At 68.5% G+C, this 25165-nt stretch carries 26 protein-coding genes; 10 read left to right on the top strand and 16 right to left on the bottom strand.

Annotated elements, in window-relative coordinates; all coding sequences use genetic code 11:
• Positions 1-26: 26 nt before the first annotated feature.
• A complete protein-coding gene (locus tag AC07O4_RS24025) occupies positions 27-1007 on the bottom strand; it encodes a Bug family tripartite tricarboxylate transporter substrate binding protein (protein WP_172438470.1) in 981 nt (326 codons plus the stop codon).
• 156 nt (positions 1008-1163) lie between these two features.
• Between AC07O4_RS24025 and clpB the strand changes: the two genes are divergently transcribed.
• Positions 1164-3785 carry an ATP-dependent chaperone ClpB gene (clpB, locus tag AC07O4_RS24020; RefSeq protein ID WP_159272522.1) on the top strand — a complete coding sequence of 874 codons (2622 nt, stop codon included), beginning with the start codon at positions 1164-1166 and terminating at the stop codon, positions 3783-3785.
• 9 nt (positions 3786-3794) lie between these two features.
• Complete coding sequence (locus tag AC07O4_RS24015; RefSeq protein WP_223301262.1) at positions 3795-4124, top strand: hypothetical protein; 330 nt, start codon at positions 3795-3797, stop codon at positions 4122-4124.
• 16 nt (positions 4125-4140) lie between these two features.
• Here AC07O4_RS24015 and AC07O4_RS24010 read toward each other — a convergent pair whose 3' ends face one another.
• The 6 genes from AC07O4_RS24010 to AC07O4_RS23985 are packed head-to-tail and all read right to left on the bottom strand — an operon-like array spanning position 4141 to position 10767.
• Positions 4141-5964: an AMP-dependent synthetase/ligase gene (locus AC07O4_RS24010; protein WP_492695261.1), complete on the bottom strand. Its 1824-nt coding sequence runs from the start codon at positions 5962-5964 to the stop codon at positions 4141-4143.
• Positions 5961-6794 carry an ABC transporter ATP-binding protein gene (locus tag AC07O4_RS24005; protein ID WP_095744716.1) on the bottom strand — a complete coding sequence of 278 codons (834 nt, stop codon included), beginning with the start codon at positions 6792-6794 and terminating at the stop codon, positions 5961-5963. The genes AC07O4_RS24010 and AC07O4_RS24005 overlap by 4 nt, the downstream gene beginning before the upstream one ends.
• Before the next feature lie 12 nt (positions 6795-6806).
• The gene (locus tag AC07O4_RS24000; RefSeq protein ID WP_307586122.1) at positions 6807-7994 is read right to left on the bottom strand and encodes an ABC transporter substrate-binding protein; all 1188 of its coding nucleotides are present in this window, start codon (positions 7992-7994) and stop codon (positions 6807-6809) included.
• Positions 7995-8009: 15 nt separating this feature from the next.
• Positions 8010-9047 (bottom strand): branched-chain amino acid ABC transporter permease, encoded by a 1038-nt coding sequence (locus AC07O4_RS23995; protein ID WP_495305860.1) that lies wholly within the window; start codon positions 9045-9047, stop codon positions 8010-8012.
• A gap of 2 nt (positions 9048-9049) precedes the next feature.
• Positions 9050-9928 (bottom strand): branched-chain amino acid ABC transporter permease, encoded by an 879-nt coding sequence (locus AC07O4_RS23990; RefSeq protein WP_062472963.1) that lies wholly within the window; start codon positions 9926-9928, stop codon positions 9050-9052.
• On the bottom strand, positions 9928-10767 hold the full coding sequence (locus AC07O4_RS23985) for an ABC transporter ATP-binding protein (RefSeq protein ID WP_354347120.1): 840 nt from the start codon (positions 10765-10767) through the stop codon (positions 9928-9930). The genes AC07O4_RS23990 and AC07O4_RS23985 overlap by 1 nt, the downstream gene beginning before the upstream one ends.
• 168 nt (positions 10768-10935) lie before the next feature.
• Here AC07O4_RS23985 and AC07O4_RS23980 point away from each other — a divergent pair, with 168 nt between their 5' ends.
• From AC07O4_RS23980 to arfB, 4 genes are read left to right on the top strand one after another with little or no spacing between them, the layout of a single operon-like run.
• A complete protein-coding gene (locus tag AC07O4_RS23980) occupies positions 10936-11592 on the top strand; it encodes a TetR/AcrR family transcriptional regulator (RefSeq protein WP_235926668.1) in 657 nt (218 codons plus the stop codon).
• Positions 11589-12380, top strand: coding sequence for an enoyl-CoA hydratase/isomerase family protein (locus tag AC07O4_RS23975; RefSeq protein ID WP_495305859.1), 792 nt, complete (start codon positions 11589-11591; stop codon positions 12378-12380). The genes AC07O4_RS23980 and AC07O4_RS23975 overlap by 4 nt, the downstream gene beginning before the upstream one ends.
• Before the next feature lie 43 nt (positions 12381-12423).
• Positions 12424-13608, top strand: coding sequence for an acetyl-CoA C-acyltransferase family protein (locus AC07O4_RS23970; RefSeq protein WP_495305858.1), 1185 nt, complete (start codon positions 12424-12426; stop codon positions 13606-13608).
• 16 nt (positions 13609-13624) lie between these two features.
• Positions 13625-14032 (top strand): alternative ribosome rescue aminoacyl-tRNA hydrolase ArfB, encoded by a 408-nt coding sequence (gene arfB / locus AC07O4_RS23965; protein WP_062472954.1) that lies wholly within the window; start codon positions 13625-13627, stop codon positions 14030-14032.
• On the opposite strand, the gene AC07O4_RS23960 is transcribed toward arfB, so the two are convergent.
• The gene (locus tag AC07O4_RS23960; RefSeq protein ID WP_495305857.1) at positions 14001-14528 is read right to left on the bottom strand and encodes a DUF2306 domain-containing protein; all 528 of its coding nucleotides are present in this window, start codon (positions 14526-14528) and stop codon (positions 14001-14003) included. The two genes, arfB and AC07O4_RS23960, sit on opposite strands and share 32 nt — an antisense overlap.
• 136 nt (positions 14529-14664) lie before the next feature.
• On the opposite strand from AC07O4_RS23960, the gene AC07O4_RS23955 reads away from it, so the two are divergent.
• Positions 14665-15246, top strand: a complete 582-nt coding sequence (locus AC07O4_RS23955; RefSeq protein WP_139706795.1) for a DUF3299 domain-containing protein — start codon at positions 14665-14667, stop codon at positions 15244-15246.
• Here AC07O4_RS23955 and AC07O4_RS23950 read toward each other — a convergent pair.
• Positions 15230-15736: a GNAT family N-acetyltransferase gene (locus tag AC07O4_RS23950; RefSeq protein ID WP_495305856.1), complete on the bottom strand. Its 507-nt coding sequence runs from the start codon at positions 15734-15736 to the stop codon at positions 15230-15232. The genes AC07O4_RS23955 and AC07O4_RS23950 overlap by 17 nt on opposite strands.
• A 133-nt stretch (positions 15737-15869) precedes the next feature.
• Between AC07O4_RS23950 and AC07O4_RS23945 the strand changes: the two genes are divergently transcribed.
• Complete coding sequence (locus tag AC07O4_RS23945) at positions 15870-16283, top strand: GFA family protein (protein WP_307586142.1); 414 nt, start codon at positions 15870-15872, stop codon at positions 16281-16283.
• Positions 16284-16285: 2 nt separating this feature from the next.
• On the opposite strand, the gene AC07O4_RS23940 is transcribed toward AC07O4_RS23945, so the two are convergent.
• The 7 genes from AC07O4_RS23940 to AC07O4_RS23910 all read right to left on the bottom strand — a co-directional run bounded on the left by AC07O4_RS23940 (position 16286) and on the right by AC07O4_RS23910 (position 22839).
• Positions 16286-17170 carry a LysR family transcriptional regulator gene (locus AC07O4_RS23940; protein WP_070059579.1) on the bottom strand — a complete coding sequence of 295 codons (885 nt, stop codon included), beginning with the start codon at positions 17168-17170 and terminating at the stop codon, positions 16286-16288.
• Between the two features lie 31 nt (positions 17171-17201).
• Positions 17202-18932 carry a SulP family inorganic anion transporter gene (locus AC07O4_RS23935; protein ID WP_495305855.1) on the bottom strand — a complete coding sequence of 577 codons (1731 nt, stop codon included), beginning with the start codon at positions 18930-18932 and terminating at the stop codon, positions 17202-17204.
• Between the two features lie 61 nt (positions 18933-18993).
• Complete coding sequence (locus tag AC07O4_RS23930; protein ID WP_369647630.1) at positions 18994-19449, bottom strand: DUF2501 domain-containing protein; 456 nt, start codon at positions 19447-19449, stop codon at positions 18994-18996.
• A 122-nt stretch (positions 19450-19571) separates the two neighbouring features.
• A complete protein-coding gene (locus tag AC07O4_RS23925) occupies positions 19572-20789 on the bottom strand; it encodes a beta-ketoacyl-[acyl-carrier-protein] synthase family protein (protein WP_495305854.1) in 1218 nt (405 codons plus the stop codon).
• Positions 20786-21028, bottom strand: coding sequence for an acyl carrier protein (locus AC07O4_RS23920; protein ID WP_062472943.1), 243 nt, complete (start codon positions 21026-21028; stop codon positions 20786-20788). Before AC07O4_RS23920 ends, AC07O4_RS23925 begins: the two co-directional genes overlap by 4 nt.
• A gap of 165 nt (positions 21029-21193) precedes the next feature.
• The gene (locus AC07O4_RS23915; RefSeq protein ID WP_062473052.1) at positions 21194-21880 is read right to left on the bottom strand and encodes a phosphatase PAP2 family protein; all 687 of its coding nucleotides are present in this window, start codon (positions 21878-21880) and stop codon (positions 21194-21196) included.
• A 65-nt stretch (positions 21881-21945) separates the two neighbouring features.
• Positions 21946-22839 (bottom strand): AraC family transcriptional regulator, encoded by an 894-nt coding sequence (locus tag AC07O4_RS23910; protein ID WP_495305853.1) that lies wholly within the window; start codon positions 22837-22839, stop codon positions 21946-21948.
• An 89-nt stretch (positions 22840-22928) separates the two neighbouring features.
• On the opposite strand from AC07O4_RS23910, the gene AC07O4_RS23905 reads away from it, so the two are divergent.
• Complete coding sequence (locus AC07O4_RS23905; RefSeq protein WP_495305852.1) at positions 22929-24179, top strand: MFS transporter; 1251 nt, start codon at positions 22929-22931, stop codon at positions 24177-24179.
• Between the two features lie 40 nt (positions 24180-24219).
• Positions 24220-24969, top strand: coding sequence for a sulfite exporter TauE/SafE family protein (locus AC07O4_RS23900; protein ID WP_492732408.1), 750 nt, complete (start codon positions 24220-24222; stop codon positions 24967-24969).
• Positions 24970-25165 lie beyond the last annotated feature (196 nt).

The raw sequence follows: 25165 nt of genomic DNA, 5'->3' as shown, positions 1-25165 counted from the left end.
TGCCGGGCCGTACCAGGTCGCGCAGCTCAGGGCTTGAAGCCGCTCGCCTGGATGATCTTTTCCCAGGTCTGCGTGTAGGTGCGCACGCGGCCCGCGAACTGGCCCTGGGGCTCGTAGCCGACCGTCAGGCCCATGGTGGTGAGCTTCTGCTTCACGTCGGGCATGGCCAGCACCTTCTGCAGCGCGTCGCCATACTTGTCGATGACGGCTTGCGGCGTGCCCACCGGCGCGAAGATGCCGTAGTAGGGCAGGTCTTCCAGGTTCGCAAAGCCCAGCTCGGTGAAGGTCGGCACGTTCGGCAGCAGGGCCTGGCGCTTGGCGCCGATGGAGGCCACGATGCGCACCTTGCCCGCGCGGTGGTTCTCGATGAAGTCGGGCACCGAGGCGATGCCCGCCGTGATCTGGTTGCCCAGCATGTCGGCCGTCATGGGCGCGCTGCCGCGGTAGGGCGCGGGCTGCACGTCGATCTTGTACTTGTCCGAGATCATCTTCACGAGGAACTCGGGGATCGACGCCGGCGCCGGCACACCGATCGTTTCCTTGCCGCCCTTTTGCGTGCGGATCCACTTCACGTACTCGTCGATGCTCTTGGCCGGCGTGCCGCCCGACACCGCCAGCACGTTGGCAAAGGTGGCAAAGCCGGCCACGGGCACGAAGTCGGTCGCGGGGTTGAAGCCCGGGTTCTTCACCACCTGCGGCAGGATCGAGATCGAGTGGTCATGCGACAGGAACAGCGTGTGGCCGTCGGCCGGCGCGGCCTTCAGCGCCTGCGCCGCGATCTGGCCGCCTGCACCTGCGCGGTTCTCGACCACCACGGGCACGCCCAGCACGTCCTTGAGCTTTTCGCCCAGGGTGCGCGCAATGGCGTCGGTGCCCGCGCCGGCGGGAAAGCCCACCAAGAGGCGCACCGGCGTGCCGCTCTGGGCCTGTGCCAGGCCGGCCATGCCCATGGCCGCAGCCAAGAGACCCACGCTGAACGCGCGGCGCATCGGTTGGACGCGCTGCATTGAAAAAACCATGATCGACTCCATTCGAAGAAAGAGAGAAATGCCTACGGCAGGAAGGTGCGGGGCCCGGTGCAATACCCGTGCCCAGGGTGCAAATCCGATTCGCAACCTTGAATCGTGCCCGAACAGCCCTATTTTGGATGCAGGAATACCACCATGCGACAAGACAAACTCACCACCAAATTTCAGGAAGCACTGAGCGACGCCCAGTCGCTCGCCCTTGGCAGCGACAACGCCTACATCGAACCGGCCCACCTGCTGGTCGCGATGCTGCGCCAGGACGACGGCCCGCGCGCCCTGCTGGAGCGTGCCGGCGTCAACGTGCCCGGGCTGCTGCAGGCCGCCGAAGGCGCCATCAAGAAACTGCCCCAGGTGCAGGGCCACGACATCGTGCAGGTCGGCCCCGAGCTGGGCAAGCTGCTGCAGGCGACCGAGAAGGAAGCCATCAAGCGCAATGACCAGTTCATCGCGGGCGAACTCTTTCTGCTCGCCGTGGCCGACAGCAAGGCCGACATCGGCAAGATCGCCAAGGACAACGGCCTGAGCCGCAAGTCGCTCGAGGCCGCCATCGAGGCCGTGCGCGGTGGGCAGGGCGTGAACAGCGCCGACGCCGAAGGCCAGCGCGAAGCCCTCAAGAAATACTGCCTGGACCTCACCGAGCGCGCCCGCCTGGGCAAGCTCGACCCGGTCATCGGCCGCGACGAGGAAATCCGCCGCGCCATCCAGGTGCTGCAACGCCGCACCAAGAACAACCCCGTGCTCATCGGCGAACCCGGCGTGGGCAAGACCGCCATCGTCGAAGGCCTGGCCCAGCGCATCGTCGCGGGCGAAGTGCCCGAGTCGCTGAAGGGCAAACGCGTGCTGTCGCTCGACATGGCCGCGCTGCTGGCCGGTGCCAAGTTCCGCGGCGAGTTCGAAGAGCGCCTGAAGACCGTGCTCAACGAACTCGCGAAGGACGAAGGCCAGACCATCGTCTTCATCGACGAGCTGCACACCATGGTCGGTGCCGGCAAGGCCGAAGGCGCGATGGACGCGGGCAACATGCTCAAGCCCGCGCTCGCGCGCGGCGAGCTGCACTGCGTGGGTGCCACCACCCTGGACGAGTACCGCAAGTACATCGAGAAGGACGCCGCGCTGGAGCGCCGCTTCCAGAAGATCATCGTGGGCGAGCCCAGCGTCGAGGCCACCATCGCCATCCTGCGCGGTCTGCAGGAGAAGTACGAAGTGCACCACGGCGTGCAGATCACCGACCCGGCCATCGTGGCCGCGGCCGAATTGAGTGACCGTTACATCACCGACCGCTTCCTGCCCGACAAGGCCATCGACCTCATCGACGAAGCCGCGGCCAAGATCAAGATCGAGATGGACTCCAAGCCCGAGGTCATGGACCGCCTCGACCGGCGTCTGATCCAGCTGCAGATCGAGCGCGAAGCCGTGCGCCGCGAAAAGGACGAAGCCTCGCAGAAGCGCTTCGGCCTCATCGAGGACGAGATCACCAAGCTGCAAAAGGAAATCGCCGACTACGACGAGATCTGGCAGGCCGAGAAGGCCCAGGCCCAGGGCAGCGCGCACGTGCGCGAAGACATCGACAAGATCAAGTTCCAGATCGAAGAGTGGAAGCGCAAGGGCGACTTCAACAAGGTCGCCGAGCTGCAATACGGCCAGCTGCCGGCGCTCGAGAAGCGCCTGAAGGAAGCCGAGGAAAGCGAAGCGAGCAAGGGCAAGTCCAGTGCGCCCACGCTGCTGCGCACGCAGGTCGGTTCGGAAGAAATCGCCGAGGTCGTGGCGCGCGCCACCGGCATCCCGGTCGCCAAGCTCATGCAGGGCGAGCGCGACAAGCTGCTCGTCATGGAAGACAAGCTGCACGAACGCGTGGTCGGCCAGGACGAGGCCATCGGTGCGGTCGCCAATGCGATCCGCCGCTCGCGTTCGGGCCTCTCCGATCCGAACCGCCCCACGGGTTCGTTCCTGTTCCTCGGCCCCACGGGCGTGGGCAAGACCGAACTGTGCAAGGCGCTCGCGGGCTTCCTGTTCGACAGCGAAGACCACCTGATCCGCATCGACATGAGCGAGTTCATGGAGAAGCATTCGGTCGCCCGCCTCATCGGCGCGCCGCCGGGCTACGTGGGCTATGAAGAGGGCGGCTACCTCACGGAAGCCGTGCGCCGCAAGCCCTACAGCGTGGTGCTGCTCGACGAGGTCGAGAAGGCCCACCCCGACGTGTTCAACGTGCTGCTGCAGGTGCTCGACGACGGTCGCCTCACGGACGGCCAGGGCCGCACCGTGGACTTCAAGAACACCGTGATCGTGATGACCAGCAACATCGGCTCGCCGATCATCCAGGCGATGGTGGGCCAGCCGAGCGAGGAGATCAAGGAGGCGGTGTGGGACGAGCTGAAGAACTACTTCCGCCCCGAGTTCCTGAACCGCATCGACGAGACCGTCGTGTTCCACGCGCTCGACGCGAAGAACATCGAATCGATCGCCGCGATCCAGCTCAAGGTGCTGCAGGCGCGCCTGGCGAAGATGGACCTGGGCCTGCAGGTGTCGCCTGCGGCGCTGGCCGAGATCGCCAAGGTCGGCTTCGACCCGGTGTTCGGTGCGCGTCCGCTCAAGCGCGCGATCCAGCAGCGCATCGAGAACCCGCTCTCGAAGCTGTTGCTGGACGGCAGCTTCGGGCCGAAGGACACGATCGAGGTCGAAACCGACCCGATCCAGTCGCCGGGCCAGTTCTCGTTCCGCAAGGGCGGGGAACCAACGGCGGCTGCATCGGCCTAAAGTCGGATGATGAACTTCATTCTTCGCGTCATTCTTCTGCTCCTGGGGCTGGTCTTCGCGGCCAGCCTGGCCGTGGCGGCCCTGCTGCTGGCGGCGGTATGGGGTGTGCGCTACGCCTGGGGGCGCCTCACGGGCAAGCCCGTGACGCCCTGGGTCATGCGTTTCAACCCGCGCTCGGGCTTCGACCGATTTCGCCATGCGGCACAACAGCCGGCCGAGCCCACGGCGGCCGACGTGGTCAGCGCCCGTGCGCGCGGCGAGTCGGTGCGCAGCCCGGTCGTGCTGGGCCCGGCCGACGATGTGACCGACGTGCGGGCCCGCCCCGTGCGCGGCGACTGAGCTTCTTGCTTCCCGATCAGGCGCTGTACAGCGCCTCGATCTCGTTGGCGTAGGCCTTGTAGATGCTGGAGCGCCGCACCTTCATGGTTGCGGTGACTTCACCGTCGTCATGGTCCAACTCTTTGGTGAGCAGATGAAAACGTCTGATCTGCGACACCTGCGCCAGCTTCCCGTTGCCGCGCGCCACTTCGGCCTCGATCAGCGCGCGCACCTTGGGTTCTTCCACCAGCGAGCGGAAATGCGTGAACGGCAGGCGCTGGGCTTCGGCCCATTTGCCGACCGTTTCGTAGTCGATCTGCAGCAGCGCGCCGACGAACTTGCGGCCGTCCGCCACCACGATGCATTCCTTGATGAAGGGGCTGCCCTTCATGGTGTTCTCGATCTCCGAGGGCGTGAGGTTCTTGCCGCCGGCGGTGATCATGATGTCCTTCAGCCGGTCGACGATGCGCAGCTGCCCGCCGGCTTCCTCGCGCACCACGTCGCCCGTGTGCAGCCAGCCATCGCGGATCGATGAGGCCGTGGCCTCGGGGTTCTTGTAGTAGCCCTCGAACACCATGTCGCCGCGCACCAGCAGCTCGCCGGCTTCGCCCACGCGGTGCTCGGTGCCCAGCGTCGGTGGCCCGACGGTGCCGATGGTCACGGCGTCCGCGCGGTGGCCCGAGACCATGCCGGTCGATTCGGTGAGGCCGTACACCTCGACCAGCGGCACGCCCAGCGTGCGAAAGAAGCGCACCACGTCCGCGGGAATCGGCGCGGCGCCCGTGAGCGCGATGCGCACGCGGCGCAGGCCGATGAAGTTCTGCAGCGCGCGCAGTACGGTCCAGTAGGCGAGGGCGAAGCGGCCGCGCTCGGCCAGCGTCCAGGCGCTGCGCGGCTTCTCGGCCAGCGGCGCGCAGGCCTCGATGGCCTTGTGGAACAGGGCGCGCTGCAGCCGCCCGGTTTCCTGCATCTTGATGCTGATGCCCGCGTGCAGCTTTTCCCAGATGCGCGGCACGCCGAGGAACATGGTGGGCGCCACCTCGCGCAGGTCTTCCTGCACGGTGCGGATCGATTCGCCGAAGTTGACCTGCGAGCCCAGGTACAGCGGCACGAAGGCCGTGAGCATCTGCTCGGCGACGTGGCACAGCGGCAGGTACGACAGGTGCGTGGTGCTGCCGTCGAGCCCGAGCCGATCGACGATGCCGGGCACGACCCCGCGGATGTTGCGGTACGAAATCATCGCGCCCTTGGGCTTGCCCGTGGAGCCCGAGGTGTAGATCATCAAACCGATGTCGGCCAGCGTCTGGCGCTGCAGCGCGGCGTCGATGAGCGCGGTGCCGTCGCGTGCCAGCACCTCGGTGCCGGCCTGCTCGACTTCCGCAAAGGTCGCGATGCGTTCGCGCACTTCGGGTGGGTAGCTCGCGAGGCCCTTGGTCTCGATCACGACGATCTTGCGCAGGCGCGGCAACTGGTCGAGGGCGTCGAGCACCTTGTCGGTCTGCTCCTGGTCCTCGCAGACGATCACCTCGATGTCCGCATGGCCGACCACGTAGGCGACCTCGTTGCTCGGGCTGGTGGGGTACACGCCCACGGTCACGGCGCCGATGAGCCCCGCGCCCATCTGCGCGAGCAGCCACTCGACGCGGTTCTCCGAGATCACGCCCAGGTGCCCGCCGGGCGCGAGGCCCATCGCGTGCAGGCCCAGGCCGAAGCGGCTGGCGCGCTGCAGGTAGCCGGCCCAGTCCAGCGGGTGCCAGATGCCGAAGTCCTTCTGCCGGATCGCGATGCGCTGCGGCTGCAGGCGTGCCTGCTCGCGCAGCATCTGCGGCAGCGTGAGCGAAGGGAGCGGGTTCGTCGTCATGACAGCCAGCGCTTGCGGCGCTTGTAGTGCTTCAGCTCGCGGAAGCTGCGCGATTCGCCGCTGCCGCCCACGCCCAGGTAAAACTCGCGCACATCGGGGTCGGCCGCGAGGCGCTCGGCGCTGCCGTCGATCACGACCTTGCCGCTTTCCATGATGTAGCCCGTGTGGGCGATGGCCAGTGCCACGCTGGCGTTCTGTTCCACCAGCAGCATCGAGGTGCCGCGCTCGGCGTTGATGCGCGCGATGATCGTGAAGATGTCTTCGACGAGCTTGGGCGACAGGCCCAGCGAGGGCTCGTCGAGCAATATCAATTGAGGCTGCGCCACCAGCGCACGCCCGATGGCGAGCATCTGCTGCTCGCCGCCCGAAAGATAGCCCGCAAGGCCCTTGCGGCGCTCGTGCAGGCGAGGGAAGTAGGCATAGACGTCGTCGAAGTTGCGCGACGCCGGCGCGACGCCCGTGCGCCCGGTCAGCGCGTAGGTCGCGGCGACCAGGTTCTCTTCGACCGTGAGGTCCTCGAACACGCGCCGGCCTTCCATCACATGGCTCAGGCCGCGCCGCACCAGCTGCTGCGGCGCGAGCCGCTCGGTCGGTGCGCCATCGAACACGATGCGTCCGGCCTCGACCTCGCCGTCTTCCAGCGCGAGCAGGCCCGACACCGCCTTCAGCGTGGTCGACTTGCCCGCGCCGTTGCTGCCCAGCAGCGCCACGATCTGTCCGCGCGGCACGGCCAGCGACAGGCCGCGCAGCACCTGCACGACCTTGTTGTAGACCACCTCGATGTTGTTGACCTCCAGAACGAGGTCAGGCGGTGCCGCGCGCGCGTCCATCGTGTCGATCGATCAGTTCAGTGCGATCCAGTCCGACGCCGGCACCATCTTCTGGGCCTTCATGTCGGCCTTGTAGACGCGGCCCACGGGAATCGAATTGCCCTTGATGGTGATCGGCGTGCCGATGATCCCGCCGGTGTCGAAGTCCTTGATGGTGTTGAGCGCGGCCTTCAGGTTCTTGCCGTCCAGCGGCTTGCCGGCGTCGAGCGTGCGCTTGGCGGCCTCGGTGAACAGCATCGCCGTGAGGAAGCCCTGCGTGTAGGCCGTGCTCTGGTACTCGGGCCGCAGCGCGCGGATCTTGTCGAGCATCGGCGCCTTGGCCGAGGTGTCGTAGTAGTAGCGGTAGGGCATGACGCCCATGAAGCCGTCGCCGCCTTCGCCCATCTTCATGACGGTGGAGCTGTCCATGGTCCAGAAGGTGCCCATCCACTTGCTGGTCATGCCCATCTGCTTGCCCTGCTGCACGAACTCGGGAATGGGCGCCAGGATGTAGCCGTGGAAGATCGTGTAGTCGGGCGCGGCGCGGCGCAGCTTGATGACCTCGGTCGACACGTCGACGCTGCCCGCGGGCGTCATGAGCTTCACCGGCACGCTCAGGCCCAGCTTCTTGGCAGCGGCTTCGCTGGCCTCGATGGGGTCGCGGCCGAACTCGGAGTCGGAGTACACGAAGGCCACCTTCGCGCCCGGCTTTTCCTTGGCGATGTGGCGCAGCAGGATGCCGATCTGCTCGGTGTAGTCGGGGCCGACCAGGAACTGATTCGGGTACTTGGCCGGGTCGTTGAGCTCGGTGGCGAACGAGGCGCCCGCCATCAAAATCTGGCCGCCGCGGTCCAGCTCGGGGTTGATGGTCTTGGAGAAACCGGTGGAGTCGCCGTAGTAGAGGTTGACCTTGTTCTGGCTCGTGATCTTCTTGAAGGCCGCCACCGACACGTCGACCTTGTAGCCCGTGTCTTCCGGCACGTAGCGCAGCTTGCGGCCCTTGATGCCGCCCGCGTCGTTGACCATCTTCACGTAGTCGGCAATGCCGGCGTTGATGCCCACGCCCGCGAAGGCGAACACGCCGGTCATCGGGATCGAGCCGCCGATGACGATGTCTTCGTTGCCTTGCGCGTTCGCCGCGAACGGCACGGCGGCGGCCAGGCCCGCGGCGATCAGCAGGGCGCGGCGCTGGGGGGAAAGCTTCTTCGTTGTCTTGGGCATGTGTGTCTCCTGGTTCTAGTTACGAAACGGCCATAGATGGAAAAAGCGGCGCAGGCGCCGCCACACTTCTGCGAGCCCGTGCGGCTCGAACACCAGAAATCCGACGATCAGCAGGCCGAAGACGACGGTGCGCACCGGCGAGAGGAACACGGTCATCTCGACGCCGCCCGGCAGCAGGTCGACCACCAGCTTGAGCAGCTCGGGCACCATGGTCATGAACACGGCGCCGAAGATGCCGCCCGGGATGGTGCCCATGCCGCCGACGATGATGGCGGCCAGGAAGAAGATCGACATCAGGAGCGGAAAGCTCTCGGGCGTGACCACGCGGAAGAAGTAGGCCCACAGGCCACCCGCCACGCCCGCGTAGAACGACGACAGCCCGAAGGACAGCAGCTTGTAGCGCAGCAGCGGAATGCCCAGCACCTCGGCCGAGATGTCGCGGTCGCGGATGGCGATGAAGGCGCGCCCCACGCGCGTGCGAAACAGGTTGGCCGCACCGAGCACCATGAGCACCATCACCGGCACGATCACCCAGTACAGGCGAAACGAGGTGTCCAGCGGCAGGCCGAAGAGCTGCGCGGGCGGCAGCGAGATGCCGGTGGTGCCGCCCGTGAGCTTGAGGTTGGCGAACAGAAAGTGCGTGATGAACGACGCGGCGATGGTCGCGATGGCCAGGTACAGGCCCTTCACGCGCAGCGACGGGATGCCGACGACGAGCCCGCCGAGCATGGCGACCACGCCGCCCGCGAGGATGTTCAGCAGGAAGGGCGTGCCCAGCCGCGTCTGCATGATCGCGACGGTGTACGCACCCAGCCCCATGAACGCGGCCTGGCCCAGGCTCACGAGGCCCGTGTAGCCCGTGAGGATGTTCAGGCCCGTGGCGCTTGCGACGTTGATGGCGACGAGGCACGCGAGGTACAGCCAGTAGTCGCTGGCCATGAAGGGAAACAGCACCAGCAGTGCCGTGCCGATCGCGAGCCACACCTTCTGCGTGCGCGAATCGAACAGCGCCGCGTCGGCGATGTAGCTTTGCTTGAGGGTGCCGATGCGCATGGCTAGAGCCTCTCGATCTCGTGCGTGCCGAAGAGCCCGTACGGCCGCACCATCAGCACGAACACCAGCACGATGAAGGTGGCGAGCAGCTTGTATTCGCCGCCCAGGTAGGAGCCGGCCAGCGCCTCGATCAGCCCGATGAGCACGCCGCCGACGAGTGCGCCCAGCACGCTGTCGAGCCCGCCGACGATCACCACCACCAGCACCGACAGCCCGAACACGCCCATCGACGACGAGATGCCGCCGATGGCGCCCACGATGATGCCGGCCACCGCCGCGATCATGGCCGAGGCCACCCAGGCCAGCGAGAACACGCGCGGCACGTGGATGCCCATCGAGTACGCAGCGGCCTGGTCCGAGGCCGTGGCCCGCAGCGCCACGCCGCCACGCCAGAAGCGGAACAGCAGCAGCACGAGCCCGATCAGCACCACGGCGATCAGCGCGCCGTAGGCGATCTTGGGCGCCAGGAAGGCCTCGCCGATCATCACGGGCGTGTTGGGCAGGAACTCGGGCAGGCGGCGCTGGTCGGCGGTCCAGATGATTTCGACCAGCCCGACGAGGATCGACGCGAGACCGACCGTCACCATGAACACCGAGATCGGCGGCTCGCCTAGCAGCGGGCGGATCATGGTGCGCTCGATCACCGCGCCCAGCAGGCCGGTGCCGATCACCGAGCCCAGCACCGCCATCCAGATCGGCAGCGAGAAGCTCGCGGCGAAGGTGAAGAACAGGTAGGCGCCGACCATCAGCATCTCGCCGATGGCGATGTTGACCACGCGCGTCGCCTTGTAGACCAGCACGAAGGCCAGCGCCGCCAGCGCATACAGGCCGCCGCCGGCGATGCCGGTGAGTGCGATCTCGAAGAGGTAAGCCCAATCCATCAGGCGGCTCCCACGGCAGCTTCGCCGCGCAGCCGGCGACGCAGCTCGCCCACGTCGCCTGCGCCGAGGTAGGCGCGGATCACTTCCGGGTCGGCCTGCACCTGCGCGGGCGTGCCTTGCGCGATGACCTGGCCGAAGTTGAGCACCACCACGTGGTCCGACAGGTCCATCACCATGCCCATGTCGTGCTCCACCATCAGCACCGTGATGCCCCACTCGCGCCGCACGTCGAGGATGAAGCGCGCCATGTCTTCGGTTTCTTCGCGGTTCATGCCGGCCACGGGTTCGTCGAGCATCAGCACCTTGGGCTGCATGGCCAGCGCACGCGCCATTTCCACGCGCTTCTGCAGGCCGTAGGGCAGGGCGGCCACCGAGGCGTGGCGGATGTGGTCGATCTCGAGGAAATCGATGATGCGTTCTTCGACGTCGCGGCGCAGCTCGGCCTCTTCGCGGCGTGCCCGGCCCAGGTAGAAGAGGGCGTCGAACACATTGGTCTTCAGGTGCGCGTGGCGCCCGAGCTTGATGTTGTCGAGCACGGTCATGCCGCGGAACAGCGCGATGTTCTGGAAGCTGCGCGCCAAGCCGAGCGCGGCGCGCTTGGGGGCGGGCAGGCGGGTGATGTCGGCGCCCTCGAACAGCACGCGGCCCTGCGAGGGCTTGTAGAAGCCCGAGATGGTGTTGAACAGCGAGGTCTTGCCCGCGCCGTTGGGCCCGATCACCGCGGTGATGGAGCCGGGCGCGACGCTGAAGCCGACGTTGGTCAAGGCCTTCACCCCGCCGAATGCCAGCGTCAACGCCTCGGCCTGCAGCACCGGGGCCGTGGCGGAAGGTGCGGACATGGAGGTATCCCGTCGAGTCTCGTCAGGCATGGCTAAGGGGCGCGCCGCAAGGTCAGGGTTTGTGTCCAGCAGCGAAATGCTACTGGCCCGTAAAATTCCTACTGGCCGGTAATGTCCGTGTTCGCCGCAGTTCGCGGCATCGGGACTTTCCCCGCCCGCACAAACCCCATGCCCCGTTCCACCGCCGTTCCTGCTTCAGCCTCCCCGTGGGCGCCTGCCGACCGCCGTGCGCAGCAGCGCGAGGTCAAGCGCATGGCCGTGTTGCGCACGGCTGCCCAGCTCTTCAACGAGCGCGGCTTCCACGCGACCTCGCTCGACGACATTGCCGAGCGACTCAACGTGAGCAAGCCCACGCTGTACTACTACATCGAGAACAAGGACCAGATCCTGCTCGAGTGCGTGAAGATGGCGCTGGACCTCATGCAGACCGGCATCGGCGAGGTGCGCGCCGCGGGCGGCAGCGCGATCGACCAGCTCAAGGCCTGCATGCGCATCTACTCGGGCGTGGTCACGCAGGACTTCGGCATGTGCGTGATCCGCATCGGCGAAGACCCGCTGCCCGATCCGCTCAAGAAGGAACTGCGCCGCCTCAAGGCCGGCATCGACGGGCATTTCCGCCGCCTCATCGAGGAGGGCGTGGCCGAAGGCGCGCTCGCGCCCTGCGACCCGAAGATGGCGGCCTTCATGCTGGCCGGCGCGCTGAGCTGGATCGGCCGCTGGTACCGCCCCGACGGCGACCTCACGCCCGACCAGATCGCCGACCAGGGCATCGAGCTGCTGCTCAACGGCGTGCTGCAGCGCGCCCCAACGAAAGCGAACCCATGACTTCAGAGACTTCTTCTTCGCCCCTCCTGGTGGGCCGCGAAGGCGCGGTGGCCACGCTGCGCTTCAACCGGCCGGCCGCGCTCAATGCCATCGACGTGCCGATGGCCACCGCCTTCCTCGCCGCCGCCCGCACCCTGGCTGCCGACAGGAGCGTGCGCGCCGTGCTGCTGAGCGGCGCGGGCAAGGGCTTCATGGCCGGCGGCGACCTCGGCGTGCTCAGCGCCGACCCGAAGCAGGGCGCGGCCGACCTCATCGGCCCGCTGCATGAAGCGCTGACCGTGCTCGACGCCATGGACGCGCCGCTGGTCGCGCAGGTGCACGGCGTGGCGGCCGGCGCCGGCCTGAGCCTGATGCTGCAGGCCGACTTCGTGCTCGCGGCCGAGGGCACGCGCTTCAACCTGGCGTACGTGAACGTCGGCACCAGCTGCGACGTCGGTGCCTCGTGGGCGCTGCCGCGCCTGGTCGGCATGCGCCGCGCGCTGGAGATCGCGATGCTCGGCGACACCTACGACACCGCCGCCGCCGAGCGTATGGGCCTCATCAACCGCGTGGTGCCCGCGGCCGAGCTCGAAGCCGAGGCGATGGCGCTCGCGCAGCGGCTGGCCAAGGGCCCGACCGTGGCGCTGGGCCACCTGCGCCGGCTGATGCGTGGCTCGCTCGACCGCGACCTGGCGAGCCAGCTCGACGCCGAGTCGGCCGCGTTCCAGTCGTGCGCCGCCACCGCCGATTTCCGCATCGGCCTCGATGCCTTTTTCGGCAAGAAGCCCGCGGCCTTCACCGGCCGCTGAAGCATTCGCTGTTTTCGTTTTTTCAATCTAGGAGATCCATCCCATGACTTCACGCGACATCTTCGTGGTCGGCACCGCCCGCACCGCCATCGGCACCTTCGGCGGCGCGCTCAAGGACGTGCCCAACACGCAACTGGCCACCACCGCCGTCAAGGCCGCCATCGAGCGCAGCGGCGTGGCCGCCGACGCCATCGGCCATGTGGTCATGGGCAACGTGATCCCCACCGACGTGAAGGACGCCTACCTGAGCCGCGTGGCCGCCATCGACGCGGGCTGCCCGATCGAGACGCCGGCCTTCAACGTCAACCGCCTGTGCGGCTCGGGCCTGCAGGCCATCGTGTCGGCGGCGCAGGCCATTGCGTTGGGCGACTGCGACATCGCCATCGGCGGCGGCTCCGAATCGATGAGCCGCGGCCCGTACTTCGACACCTCGGCCCGCTACGGCGCACGCATGGGCGACGCGGTGCTGGTCGACTACATGCTGGGCATCCTGCACGACCCGTGGGAGAAGATCCACATGGGCATCACGGCCGAGAACGTGGCCGCGCGCTACGGCATCACGCGCGAGCAGATGGACGAACTGGCCGTGACCAGCCAGCAGCGCGCCGCCGCCGCCATTGCCGCGGGCCGCTTCAAGGATCAGATCGTTCCGGTCGAGGTGAAGACGCGCAAGGGCGTCGTGCTGTTCGACACCGACGAGCACGTGCGCGCCGACACCACCGTCGACACGCTGTCGAAGATGAAGCCCGCCTTCAAGAAGGACGGCCTCGTGACCGCCGGCAACGCCTCGGGCATCAACGACGGCGCCGCCGCCGTGGTGCTGGCCGAAGGTGGCCGCGTGAAGGCGCTGGGCCTGAAGCCGCTGGCGCGCCTCGTGGGCTATGCGCACGCGGGCGTCGAGCCGGCGTACATGGGCATCGGCCCGGTGCCGGCCACGCGCAAGGTGCTGGAGCGCACGGGCCTGAAGGTCGGCGACTTCGATGTGATCGAGTCGAACGAAGCTTTTGCGGCGCAGGCCTGCGCGGTCATCAAGGAGCTGGGCTTCGATCCCGCCAAGGTGAACCCCAACGGCTCCGGCATTTCGCTGGGCCACCCGGTGGGCGCGACCGGCGCGATCATCACGACGAAGGCGATCGCCGAGCTGCACCGCACCGGCGGCCGCTATGCGCTCGTCACGATGTGCATCGGTGGCGGCCAAGGTATTGCCGCCGTCTTCGAGCGCGTTTGAGGGCACACTCGCGGGCATGCTCCGCCCCCCACTCCTGATCGACCCCGACGAAGTCGAGATCAGCGCCATCCGTGCGCAGGGTGCGGGCGGGCAGAACGTCAACAAGGTGTCGAGCGCGGTGCACCTGCGCTACGACATTCACGCCAGCTCGCTGCCCGCCGACGTGAAGGAGCGGCTGCTCGCCCTGCGCGACAGCCGCATCACGCAGGAAGGCGTGTTCGTGCTCAAGGCGCAGCAGCACCGCACGCAGGAGATGAACCGCGCCGACGCGCTCGCGCGGCTGCAGGCGGTGATCGACAGCGTGGCCACGCCGCCGCGCGTGCGGCGCGCCACCAAGCCCACCTACGGTTCGAAGCAGCGCCGGCTCGAAGGCAAGAGCCAGCGTTCGCAGATCAAGAGCCTGCGCGGGCGGGTGCAGGACTGACGGGCTTGTCGCCGCGCAGCCGCTTGATCTGCAGCGTCACGCCGACCACGTACAGCGCGCCGAGCACCGCGGTGATCGCCTTCAGTTCGGGCGCCTCGGCGTTCGGCAGCAGCGGCGCGCCCAGCGGAAAGCGCGTCAGCGTCTCGGTGAAGGCCGGAATCCAGTGGAAGAGAAAGCTCGCCGAATAGGCGACGGCTTCGATGTAGCGCGACTTTGGCCCGAGCCGCCCGTACCCCGCCAGCGCGCCGACGGCCAGCGCCACCAAAGTGATGATGCCCAGCGCATGCGGCTTGCCGAAGCCGCCGTGCTGGAAGATGCCGAAGCCCGTGAGGCAGGTCAGCACCGTGGCCCAGACGAAGACCTGGCCCAGGCCGGTGCGCAGGGTGATTTCCTTGTAGCGCAGCAGGGCCCAGATGCCTGCGAACACGGCGATCAGGCTGATCGCGGTGTGAACCGTGCCGAGTGACGTCAATCCAAGCCATCCTGTGGGTGCCATGCGGATCTCCTCGTGGTCGTGGTGCGGCATTCTGGCGCGGCGCCCGCCTTTTTGCCATGTGTGCCCATTCGTTTCAGGGCAGGTCTTCCGGCCCGCCCCGAGCGCTGTGTCACCTTCGGCAAGCACAATCGGGGCCATGAGTGTTTTTGTTCGTCGCACGGGAATGGTGCTGCTGATGGCTGTCGCGGGCAGCCTGCTGTCCGCCTGCAGCCCGGACGCGGCCCAGGGGCAGGGCGCGGCCAGCGCGCCGGCCGCGCAGGAGATGGCCTGGGACGCGCTGGTGCCCAAGGAGTGGGACCCGACCCAGCGCTACCGCAACATCAGCCTCGAAGCGCTGCGCGACAACGACCCGCGCGCGATCCAGATGCTCGACGAGATGCGGGCCGTCTGGGACAACGCGCCGGTCAACGTCGCGCTCGACGGCAAGCCCGCCAGGCTCTCGGGTTTCGTCGTGCCGCTCGATGCCACGCAAGACGGCATCCGCGAGTTTTTGCTGGTGCCGTATTTCGGCGCCTGCATCCACACCCCGCCACCGCCCGCCAACCAGATCGTCCATGTGATCGCGCCCGCGCCCGTGAAGGGGCTGCACGCCATGGACACGGTGCGCGTGAGCGGCACGCTGAAGGCGGCGCGCTACGCATCGGCCGACATGGGCGTGAGCGGCTACGAGATCGCGTCGGCGGCGGTCGAGCGGGTGGCGGTCACGCAGGGGCCGTGAAGGCCGCCAGTTCGCCCAGGGCCGGCTGCAGCAGCCGGTAGCTCAGCCGCTCGGCCACCTGGAACGCGCCGAGCCCTTCATAGAACGCGATGCCCCGCGCATTCGTCGCCTTCACGGGCCAGTCGATGCGGTGGCACCCCTGGGTGACGGCGCGCGCCGCGACCCACGCCATGAGGGCGCGGCCCGCCCCGGCGCTGCGGTGGCCCGACTTCACATAGAGCTCCTTGAGCTGGCAGTGCCTGCGTTGTTCCGGTGCGAAGTCGACCAGCGAGAAGACCCAGGTGATCGCGGCCAGACCGACCACGGTGCGTGCGTCTGTCGATGCCACTACCAGCTGGTGCGGCGACCCGGGGGCGAGGAGATTGCCCAGCAGGTGCTCGCGCACCAGGTCGTGCGGCACGCGCGCGCCTTCGTTGTAGAAGGCGTGCAGTTCGGCCAGCAGCTCGATGAGCGAATCGTGTTGGGCTTCGGACACCAGATCGACGTGCATGGCATTTCCTTGGGGATGCGTCTTCGTGACTGCCGGATTCTGGCGCGTCCCGGATTCACGACGATCTTGTTACTCCCCGCTCCAGCCCTCGCGCGGCTAGATTGCCCTTCACCACTTCGAAAGGACAAGAACCATGAACCCGGCCTACACCGGCGGTTGCGCATGCGGCGCCATCCGCTACGAGATTTCAGGGGAACCCGTGTTCCAGAACGACTGCCAGTGCCTGGACTGCCAGCACAAGAGCGGCACGGGCCACGGCTCATACCTCAGCTTCGCGGGCGCAGAGGTGAAGCAGACCGGCGAGGCCACGCTGTGGAGCCTCAAGGGCGACAGCGGCAACATGAAGACGCGCGCGTTCTGCCCGACCTGCGGCTCGCCCGTGTATATGACCTTCGCGGCGATGCCCGGCGTCTTCACCGTGCATGCCGCCAGCCTGGACGACCCGGGGCGCTACCGGCCGCAGGCGGTCACGTACGCGGTGCGCGGGCACGCCTGGGACTTCCTCGACCCGGCGCTGCCGAAGTTCGAGCGGATGCCGCCGGGCTGAACTCAGCCCATGCGCTGCGACAGGAAATCGAGGAACGAGGTGATGCGCGCCGACAGCTGCGTGTTGCGGTAGTACACCGCATTGACCGGCTGGCGCACGTCGACCGTGTCCTTGGGCAGCACCTGCACCAGCGCGCCGCTGGCGCGGTCGGCGGCGGTCATGAAGTCCGACAGGCAGACGATGCCCACGCCGGCCAGCGCGAGCTGGCGCAGCGTCTCGCCGCTCGACGCGACCACGGTGGGCGCGATGGTCCATTCGTCGCCATGCACGCCGCGCAGCGGCCAGCGGTTGAGCGACTCGGGCTGGGTGAAGCCCAGCAGCGCGTGGCCGGCCAGCTCGTCGACCTTGCGCGGCTTGCCGTGGGCCTCGAGGTAGGCGGGGCTCGCGAGCACGCGCAGCCGGTGCGTGCCGAGCGGGCGCGCGTGCAGCGTGGAATCGCGCAGCGGGCCGATGCGGATCGCCACGTCGGTGCGTCGCTCCAGCAGGTCGATGGGCAGGTCGTCGGTGTCGAGTTCGAGGCTGATCTGCGGATAGAGCCGGCGGAACTCCGGCACCAGCGGCACGATGGCGTGCAGCATGAAGGGCGAGGCCGCGTTCACGCGCAGGCGCCCGGCGGGCTGCTGGCGGCGCGCGGCCATGTGCTCCTCGGCGTCGTCGATCGCGTCGAGGATGGCGCGCGTGCGCTGCAGGAAGGCGGCGCCTTCCTCGGTGAGTTCGAGCCGCCGCGTGGTGCGGCGCATCAGCGTGGTGCCGAGCTTCTGTTCGAGCCGGCTCAGCGCACGGCTGATGCCCGACACGGTCTGGCCCAGCTGGTCGGCCGCGGCGGTGATCGAGCCGGTGTCCACCACGGCGCGGAAGGCGACCAGTTCTTCGATGGTGGTTTTCATGGCGCCCGTGTGGGGGAAGAGGCGCGCGCGGTCAGGCCGCGGCTTCGGCCTCTTCGGGCATGTCGATGCGCGGCATGAACGCGGCCAGCGCCTCGGCGTCGGTGCGGTAGCTGAAGAGCATCGGCCCCGGCGCCAGCAGGCCGGCGCGTTCCAGCACCTGCATGGCGGGCAGCTTCATGCCGCTCAGGTGCAGGCGCACGCCCTTGGATTCCATCATCCGGCGGATCGAGCCGAACACCTCGGCACCGGTGATGTCGATGCGGTTGATCGGCTGCGCGAACAGGCACACGTCGGTCAGGTCGGGGCGCTCGGCCAGCGCGACTGTGAGCGCGCGTTCCAGCGTGGAGGCGGAGGCGAAGTCGAGTTCGGCGTCCATGCGCACCGCATACAGCTGCGGCGCGAGCGGCGGCAGCTTCCAGAGGTGGCGGTCGCGCAGGCTGCCGTCGGGGTGCAGGCCCACTTCGATGATGCGCGGGTGCAGGTGGCGGTACATGTAGTGCGCCAGGCTGGCGAGCAGGCCGCCCAGCACGCCCCAGTAGATGCTCGGCGCGGTGGCGATGGTGAGCACGAAGGTGCCGAAGGCGATGCCGGCTTCCAGCCGCGAAACGCGCCACAGCGCCGTGAAGCTCGACGGCTTCACCAGCCCGAGGATGGCCGTGACCACCACGGCCGCCAGCACCGCCTGGGGCACGTGGTACAGCAGCGGCATGAGCCACAGCAGCGCGCCGGCCACCACCGCCACGCTGAACAGCGTCGCCCAGCCGGTCTGCGCGCCCGCATAGAGCGTGATGGCCGAGCGCGAGAACGACGAGCTGGTGGGGAACGACCCCGTGAAGCCCGAGGCCAGCTTGGCCAGGCCCTGGCCGATCAGGTCCTGGTTTTCGTTCCACAGCGTGCCGGCGCGGCCGTTGTCGACCTTGGCGCTCGACGCGGTTTCGAGAAAGCTCACCAGCGTGATCATCAGCGCGGGCAGCACCAGCGCGCTGAAGGTGTGCGCCGACAGCAGGCCGGGCCAGTAGAACGAGGGCAGACCCGAGGGCAGGGCGCCCACCACGGCGCCGCCGCGCAGCGCGTAGTTGATGCTCCAGCTGATGGCGGCCGCGCCGGCCACCAGCGCCATCGTGGTCGGGAAGCGCGGCACCCAGCGCTTGCCCAGCCACAGCACCGCGATGCTGCCCAGGCCGAAGGCGATGGCCGTCAGGTCGGGCAGCGGCCCGCCCTGCAGCACCTGCGGGATGGTGCGGCCCGTGAAGCCCAGCAGCGCAGGCAGCTGCGAGATCGCGATCAGCACCGCCGCGCCCTGCGTGAAGCCGATCAGCACCGGCGAGTTGACCAGCCGCAGCAGCCAGCCGAAGCGCCCCGCGCCGAGCACGATCTGGATCGCGCCCGACATCAGCGTGAGCCACACCGCCATCGCCACCCACTCGTCGCTGCCCGCCACCGCCAGCGGCGCGAGCGACGCTCCCACCAGCAGGCTGGTGAGCGCGGTCGGCCCTACCGACAGCCGCTGCGACGAGCTGAACATCACGGCGATGAGCGCCGGGAACAGCGCCGCGTACACGCCCGTGACCAGCGGCATGCCGGCCAGCGCCGCATAGGCCACGCCCTGCGGCAGCACCATCAGCGCGACGGTGATGCCGGCCATGGCCTCGTTGCGCAGCAGCGCGGCGGACGGGCGGGGCCAGCCGAGGCAGGGAACCCAGCGTGCGAGGCGCTGGCGAAGGGACGGTGCGGGGGAAGAGGAGGGGGAAGCCGGATTCATGAAGCGGGGCGCGCGCACGGCGGGCACGCCGCGCGCGGAGAGCGGGAGAGAGAGAAAGAGCCTAGATCAGTGAGGTCGCGTTCTTCAGGACGTAGTCGCAGGCCTTTTCCTTGACCTTCGACGACAGCCCCTTGAGGTTGAGCGACTTGCCGTCGCCGCCCTTGAGCAGGCCCTTGGCGCCGCTCGCGAAGTCGTTTTCCTGTTTCTTCTGGCCGGTGATCTTGGCCAGCAGCTTGTCCTTGACGGACGCGGCATCGCCGCCGAGGTAGTTGTTCTTGACGCAGTACTCGAGCACGCCGGCCGCGCTGCCGACGGTGCTGGAGCCGATGGCGGGCATCTTGAAGCCGCCGAGGCTGAGGTTGCTGAGCGCCGAGCCGCCTGCGCCGCTGTTGCTGCTGCCCTGCGAGTTGACCGCCGCGCCGGCCTGTTCCTTCAGCTGGTCGAGCAGGTTGTTGGCCTGCACCGAGGCGCCTGCGGCGAGCAGGGCGAGGGCGACGAATGTGGAGCGAACGTGCATGGTGGCCTCCTGGGACGGACATGGGGGAAGAAGCGCCCACCAGCATACCGGAGAGCCCGGAATGTCTCTATCGCGCGGGGCACAGCGCCACGGGGTGCGCACGGCCCGCAAAAGCACGCAGTTCAGCCCCGGCGGAACAGCAGCACGGAGTTCGTGCCGCCGAAGGCGAAAGAGTTGCTGATGGCGGCCTCGAGCCCGGGGGCGGCGCTGTCGCCGGGGGCGACGAGGTTCATCCGGCAGTCGGGGTCGATGTCGCGGCAGTTCGCGTTGGGCGGCAGCTCGCGCCGGTGCAGCGCCAGCACGGTGATGAGCGCCTCGATGGCCCCGGCCGCGCCCAGCATGTGGCCGTGCAGCGCCTTGGTCGAGCTGACGCGCAGGGCGTCGAAGTCGGCGCCCCAGACCTCGGCCAGCGCGTTGCGCTCGACCACGTCGCCGATGCGCGTGGCCGTGCCGTGGGCGTTGCAGTAGCCCACGTCGCGCGGCTGCAGGCCGGCCTGGCGCAGCGCGGCGCGCAGGGCGCGGGCCTGGCCCGGTGCGTCGGGCTTGGTGAGATGGGTGGCGTCGCTGCTCAGGCCCCAGCCGGCCAGCGTGGCGTAGCGGCGGGCGCCGCGCGCGCGGGCGCGCTCGGCCGATTCGAGAATGAGGAAGGCCGAGCCTTCGCCCAGTGCGAAGCCGCTGCGGTCGGTGGCAAAGGGGCGCACCGCGCCGGCCGCTTCGCCGGGCTGGAAGCCGGCCAGCGTCTGCATGGCCTGCCAGGCCAGCACCACGCCCGGGACGATCAGCGCTTCGCTGCCGCCCGCGATGGCGATGTCGACCTCGCCGCGCTGCACCGCCTTGGCGGCCTCGGCGATGGCCACCGACGACGAGGCGCAGGCGACCGAGTACGTGAGCACCGGGCCCAGCACGCCGTTGCGCATCGCCACGTGGGCGGCCGGCGCGTTGGGCATGAAGGCGGGAATGGTGAGCGGCGAGACACGCCCGTTGCCGCGGTAGGCGGCCTCGAGCGCGGCGGCGCCGCCCATGCCGCAGCCGGCGTAGACGCCGACGCGCTCGGCATCGACGCCGGTATCGCTCATCGCCAGGCCCGCGTCGCGCAGGGCGAGGTCGGCGGCGGCCACGGCCAGCTGGCTCACGCGGTCGACGCCCGCGAGCTGCAGCTTGGTGAACCAGCGCGTCTCGTCGAAGGCGACCGTGGCGGCTGCGGCGGGTTTGGGGAGTTCGGGAAAGACCGGGGCGATGGCCGAGCGGCCCTGCAACAGCGCGTCGAACAGCGCGTCGGGCGCGTCGCCATGCGGCGCCATGACGCCCAGTCCGGTGACGGCGACTTCGTGCGTGCTCACGCTGTCTTGGCGGCACGGACCTTGTCGACCAGCTGCGCGAGCTCGGCCAGGGTGTCGATGCTCGCGTCGTCGTCGGGCATGGTGATGCCGAAATGGTCTTCGATGGCGAACAGGAATTCGGCCAGGGCCAGCGAATCGAGTCCGCCGGTTTCACGCATCGAGGCGTGGGGGTCGAGCTTGGACGGTTCGATGCCGTACTTCTCGTGGATCAGGTCCTGCAATTCCTTCAGCGAACTCATCTGCGATGCCTGTCGTCTTGTGCCGCCGTTGATCGATGGGCTGCCTGTCCCTTGCGGGTGGCGGGCCACGGGGTCGATCCCTTCCTCGTTCGGCCTGTGTTGATGATCAATGGTGATTGATGATATCCGCTTCGACCTTAGGGAAATCCTCGGGGCGGCCCCGGATCAACGGGGGCCGGGGCGCCAGCGCAACGAGGGCAGCGCGAAGGCCAGCCCGAGCAGCGCGCCGGCCACCGCGTCGAGCACCACATGCTGCTTGACCGCCAGCGTGGAATAGGCAATGGCGGCAAACCAGGCCCAGTTGATCGCCTGCAACAGCCACGGCGTGCGCGCCGCGCGCAGCACGTCGGCCAGGCGCACGGCGGTGAAGATGGCGACCGCCACGTGCATCGACGGGCAGGCGTTGCCCGCCGCGTCCACGCCCTGCAGCATCGCGAAGCCTGGGTAGCCCGAGACGTCGATGTCCAGCGGCGGGATCTGCGTCGGCCAGAAGTAGAAGAGGCCCAGGCCGCTCAGGCACAGCGCGCCGATCCACAGCCCGTAGACCACCAGCTCGCGAAAGGTGAGCTGCAGCCCCGGCGCAAAGCCCACGTACACCCACAGCGACAGGTAGGCGCCAAGGGTGTAGGGCTGGAACGGAATCAGGTGGTCCAGCGCCGTCAGCGGCATCACCGTGACCGGGAAGGCCGGGTTGCGCAGCAGGTGGAAGTAGCCGATGAAGAACAGCCAGGTGAAGGCCGTGGTGCCGACCGCCTTCAGCAGGAAATGGCGGCGGATGCGCAGCCAGATGTCGGCGGTCCACGTTGCAGGCCTGGCCTCGGCCGCGATGTGCAGGGGGATCGGTGAGTGCATGGTGTCGGTGTCGGTCGCCGATCTTGCCAGAGCACCATGGCGTGCCCCGTCCATGCCCTGCGGCATCAAAGGGTGGCCGGTCGCTTGCGGTGCTGGAACGAGGTGGGCGAGCGTCCCGTGGCCGCCTTGAACATGGCGCAGAAGGCGCTGTCGGTGGCGTAGCCGCTGGCCGACGCCACCTGGCTCACGGCCATGCCGCGTGCCAGCAGCGGCAGCGCGTGCGCCATCACGGCCTGCTGGCGCCATTGCTGCCAGCTCATGCCGAGCTGGTCGCGAAACAGCCGCGCCACCGTGCGCTCGCTGGCGCCGATGGCGGCGGCGCGCTCGGCCAGCGTGGCGCGGTCGGCCGGGTTGCGCAGCAGCGTCTCGCACAGCTGGCGCAGGCGCTTGTCGGAGGGCAGCGGCACGTCGATGCGGATCTGCGTGGCGCGCTCGACCTCGTCGACCAGCAGCGGCGCGATCATGCGTTCGCGCTGCGGCGCGTGCGGGTCGGCCGGGGGCAGGCCGTCGGGCGTGGTGTCGAGCGCAAGCATCAGGGCGCGCAGCAGCGGGCTGATCTCGAGCACCTCGCACTTCTCCCAGGTGGGCGCGATCCAGGCGTGCAGGTAGACGGTGCGCAGCTCGGCGTCTTCGATCAGCGTGATGCTGTGCGGCATGTTGGCCGGCACCCACAGCGCGCGCGACGGCGGCACGATGTAGCTGCCGTCCTGCGTACTCAAACGGATCACGCCGCGCGTGGAGAACGTGAGCTGCGGCCACGGGTGCTCGTGCAGCTCGACCAGCGTGTCGGCGCTCAGGAAATGTTCCTTGGCGCGCAGCGGTCGCACCGCGTCGGGGGCGTACAGGTGCGGCGTGAGCGGGCCCACGCTGTTGGTCGGCGCGGTGGGCGTTCCGCGCGCCTTGGCGGGGGAGGCGGGCTCGGGAGCGGGCGGAGCGTGGGGGGGAGCGGCGCTTGGCATGGTTTCGACAAATGTTGTCGCTGTATCGCCATTCTGCCGCGTCGGTGCCGCATAGCATCGGTGCCCGCACCGGTTTTTTGTAGCAATCCATGTCATCCACTTCCTCGACAGCCGTTCCCGCCACCACTTTGCGCACCGACGCCCAACTGATCGGGCTGGTCGGCCTGGCGCATGCGGTGAGCCATTTCAGCCAGCTCATCCTGGCGCCGCTGTTCCCGTGGCTGAAGGACGCGTTCCAGGTGAGCTATGTCGAACTCGGCGCGGTGCTCACGGTGTTCTTCGTGGTCTCGTGCATCGTGCAGACGGCCTCGGGCTTCATCGTCGACAAGCTGGGCCCGCGCCCGGTGCTGTTCGTCGGGCTGGGCGCGCTGGGGCTCGCGGCCTTCGGCTATGCCATGGCGCAGAGCTACTGGATGCTGCTGGCGTGCGCCGTGGTCGGCGGCATCGGCAACGGCGTGTTCCACCCGGTCGACTACACGCTGTTCAACCGCAAGGTCGCGCCCACGCGCCTGGGCCATGCCTACAGCGTGCACGGCATCACCGGCAGCCTGGGCTGGGCGTTGGCGCCGGCCTTCGTGGTGCCGATCGCCATTGCCTTCTCGTGGCGCGTGGCGCTGGCCTCCGCCGGCGTGGTGGCGATCGTGGTGTTGCTGATCCTGTGGATCTACCGCAGCGTGCTGGCGCTCGATGCTGCGGCCGTGCACAAGGCCACGGGGCACGGCGAGCCCGCGCCGGTGGGCGGCGAGTTCGACTTCCTGCGCATCCCGGCCGTGTGGATGTGCTTCGGCTTCTTCTTTTTCTACGCCGCCGTGATCAGCGTGGTGCAGACCTTCGCGCCCGTGGCGGCCGGCCATCTGCACGCCGTGCCTGTGGCGCTGGTGGCGGTGTGCCTCACGGTCTACATGGTGGCGAGCGCGGCCGGCATGGTGGTGGGCGGCTTCCTGGCCTCCGATCCGTCGCGCTGCGAGCGCATCGTGGGCGCGGGCTTCGGCGTGGCGGCGGCGCTGGCGCTGGTGCTGGCCTTTGCACAGTTTCCGCCGGTGATGGTGCCGGTGCTGTTCGGCGCGATGGGTTTCGTCTCGGGCATCGCCGGGCCGTCGCGCGACCTGCTGGTGAAGAAGTCGACACCGCCCAATGCCACGGGGCGTGTCTACGGCGTGGTGTATGCGGGCCTGGACATCGGCCAGGCCGTGGCGCCGCTGGTGTTCGGCCGCCTGATGGACCACGGCCAGTACACGAGCGTGATCGTCGGGCTGGCGCTGGTGCAGGGTGTGCTGATCGCCAGCGCGTTCAATGTGCGGCGCGTGCGGCGCACGGCGCTGGTGCCTGCGTCGGCGTAAGCGACTTGGGCGCGGGGGGCGGCCCCCTATCATCGGCCGCATGCAAGCCTTGTATGTCTATGTGATCGTCGGCGCTGTGCTGGCGGGGTTCGTGCAGGGCCTGTCGGGCTTTGCCTTCGGCATGGTCGCGATGTCTGTGTGGGCCTGGACGTTGGAGCCGCAGCTGGCTGCGGTGCTCGCCCTGTTCGGGGCGCTGACGGGGCAGGTGATCGCGGCGCTCACGGTGCGGCGGACTTTCGACAAGCGCATCCTCTGGCCCTTCGTGCTCGGCGGCCTGGTCGGCGTGCCGTTCGGTGTCTGGCTGCTGCCGCACCTGGACATCGTGCTGTTCAAGGTGTGCCTGGGCACGCTGCTGGTGCTGTGGTGCCCGGCGATGCTGATGTCGCAGCACTTGCCGAAGATCACTTTTGGCGGTCGCGCGGCGGACGGTGTTGCGGGTGCCATCGGCGGCGTGATGGCGGGCATCGGCGGCTTCTCGGGTGTCGTGCCTACGTTGTGGTGCACGCTGCGGGGCTTCCAGCGTGACACGCAGCGCGCTGTGATCCAGAACTTCAACCTCTCGATGCTGGCTGTGGCCTTTGCGGTGCATGTGGCTAGCGGGAGCATTGGGCGTTCAGTTGTGCCGTTGCTGGTGCTCGTTGCTGCGGCTGTTGCAGTGCCGGTGTTGTTAGGGGCTCGGTTGTATATCGGGATCAGTGAAGCGGCGTTTCGCAAGATCGTGTTGAGCTTGTTGACGTTGTCTGGGGTTGCTATGTTGGCTTCGGCTTTGCCTGCTTTGCTGGCTCGTTGAATTCCTGTTGTGGGTTTGCTTTCCGAGGCCGGGACTCGCCCCGGCGGGCGACTTACTTTCTTTTGCTTCGCCAAAAGAAAGTAAGCAAAGAAAAGGCGACCCCACTGTCTGCGACCCTGCGCTTCGCTACGGGCAACCTGCGGTGCTCGCGTTTCGCGGGGTCTCGCAGAACTCGCTTCGCTCAAACAGCTGCGAG

This window comes from Variovorax sp. GW821-FHT09D04, assembly GCF_059416405.1.
The sequence above is the reverse complement of the archived record's forward strand: the minus strand, read 5'-3'. Positions and strand labels throughout refer to the sequence as shown.

Bases quoted from the DNA above. Each gene is read 5' to 3' on its own strand.
- AC07O4_RS23915 (WP_062473052.1), bottom strand. From the start codon at position 21,880: ATGCACTCACCGATCCCCCTGCACATCGCGGCCGAGGCCAGGCCTGCA.
- AC07O4_RS23970 (WP_495305858.1), top strand. From the start codon at position 12,424: ATGACTTCACGCGACATCTTCGTGGTCGGCACCGCCCGCACCGCCATC.
- AC07O4_RS23995 (WP_495305860.1), bottom strand. From the start codon at position 9,047: ATGCGCATCGGCACCCTCAAGCAAAGCTACATCGCCGACGCGGCGCTG.
- AC07O4_RS23985 (WP_354347120.1), bottom strand. From the start codon at position 10,767: ATGTCCGCACCTTCCGCCACGGCCCCGGTGCTGCAGGCCGAGGCGTTG.
- AC07O4_RS23900 (WP_492732408.1), top strand. From the start codon at position 24,220: ATGCAAGCCTTGTATGTCTATGTGATCGTCGGCGCTGTGCTGGCGGGG.
- AC07O4_RS23935 (WP_495305855.1), bottom strand. From the start codon at position 18,932: ATGAATCCGGCTTCCCCCTCCTCTTCCCCCGCACCGTCCCTTCGCCAG.
- AC07O4_RS23940 (WP_070059579.1), bottom strand. From the start codon at position 17,170: ATGAAAACCACCATCGAAGAACTGGTCGCCTTCCGCGCCGTGGTGGAC.
- AC07O4_RS23980 (WP_235926668.1), top strand. From the start codon at position 10,936: ATGCCCCGTTCCACCGCCGTTCCTGCTTCAGCCTCCCCGTGGGCGCCT.
- AC07O4_RS23910 (WP_495305853.1), bottom strand. From the start codon at position 22,839: ATGCCAAGCGCCGCTCCCCCCCACGCTCCGCCCGCTCCCGAGCCCGCC.
- AC07O4_RS23945 (WP_307586142.1), top strand. From the start codon at position 15,870: ATGAACCCGGCCTACACCGGCGGTTGCGCATGCGGCGCCATCCGCTAC.
- AC07O4_RS23990 (WP_062472963.1), bottom strand. From the start codon at position 9,928: ATGGATTGGGCTTACCTCTTCGAGATCGCACTCACCGGCATCGCCGGC.
- AC07O4_RS24025 (WP_172438470.1), bottom strand. From the start codon at position 1,007: ATGCAGCGCGTCCAACCGATGCGCCGCGCGTTCAGCGTGGGTCTCTTG.
- AC07O4_RS23905 (WP_495305852.1), top strand. From the start codon at position 22,929: ATGTCATCCACTTCCTCGACAGCCGTTCCCGCCACCACTTTGCGCACC.
- AC07O4_RS24005 (WP_095744716.1), bottom strand. From the start codon at position 6,794: ATGGACGCGCGCGCGGCACCGCCTGACCTCGTTCTGGAGGTCAACAAC.
- AC07O4_RS24000 (WP_307586122.1), bottom strand. From the start codon at position 7,994: ATGCCCAAGACAACGAAGAAGCTTTCCCCCCAGCGCCGCGCCCTGCTG.
- AC07O4_RS23950 (WP_495305856.1), bottom strand. From the start codon at position 15,736: ATGCACGTCGATCTGGTGTCCGAAGCCCAACACGATTCGCTCATCGAG.
- AC07O4_RS23920 (WP_062472943.1), bottom strand. From the start codon at position 21,028: ATGAGTTCGCTGAAGGAATTGCAGGACCTGATCCACGAGAAGTACGGC.
- AC07O4_RS23930 (WP_369647630.1), bottom strand. From the start codon at position 19,449: ATGCACGTTCGCTCCACATTCGTCGCCCTCGCCCTGCTCGCCGCAGGC.
- arfB (WP_062472954.1), top strand. From the start codon at position 13,625: ATGCTCCGCCCCCCACTCCTGATCGACCCCGACGAAGTCGAGATCAGC.
- AC07O4_RS24015 (WP_223301262.1), top strand. From the start codon at position 3,795: ATGAACTTCATTCTTCGCGTCATTCTTCTGCTCCTGGGGCTGGTCTTC.
- AC07O4_RS24010 (WP_492695261.1), bottom strand. From the start codon at position 5,964: ATGACGACGAACCCGCTCCCTTCGCTCACGCTGCCGCAGATGCTGCGC.
- AC07O4_RS23975 (WP_495305859.1), top strand. From the start codon at position 11,589: ATGACTTCAGAGACTTCTTCTTCGCCCCTCCTGGTGGGCCGCGAAGGC.
- AC07O4_RS23960 (WP_495305857.1), bottom strand. From the start codon at position 14,528: ATGGCACCCACAGGATGGCTTGGATTGACGTCACTCGGCACGGTTCAC.
- clpB (WP_159272522.1), top strand. From the start codon at position 1,164: ATGCGACAAGACAAACTCACCACCAAATTTCAGGAAGCACTGAGCGAC.
- AC07O4_RS23955 (WP_139706795.1), top strand. From the start codon at position 14,665: ATGAGTGTTTTTGTTCGTCGCACGGGAATGGTGCTGCTGATGGCTGTC.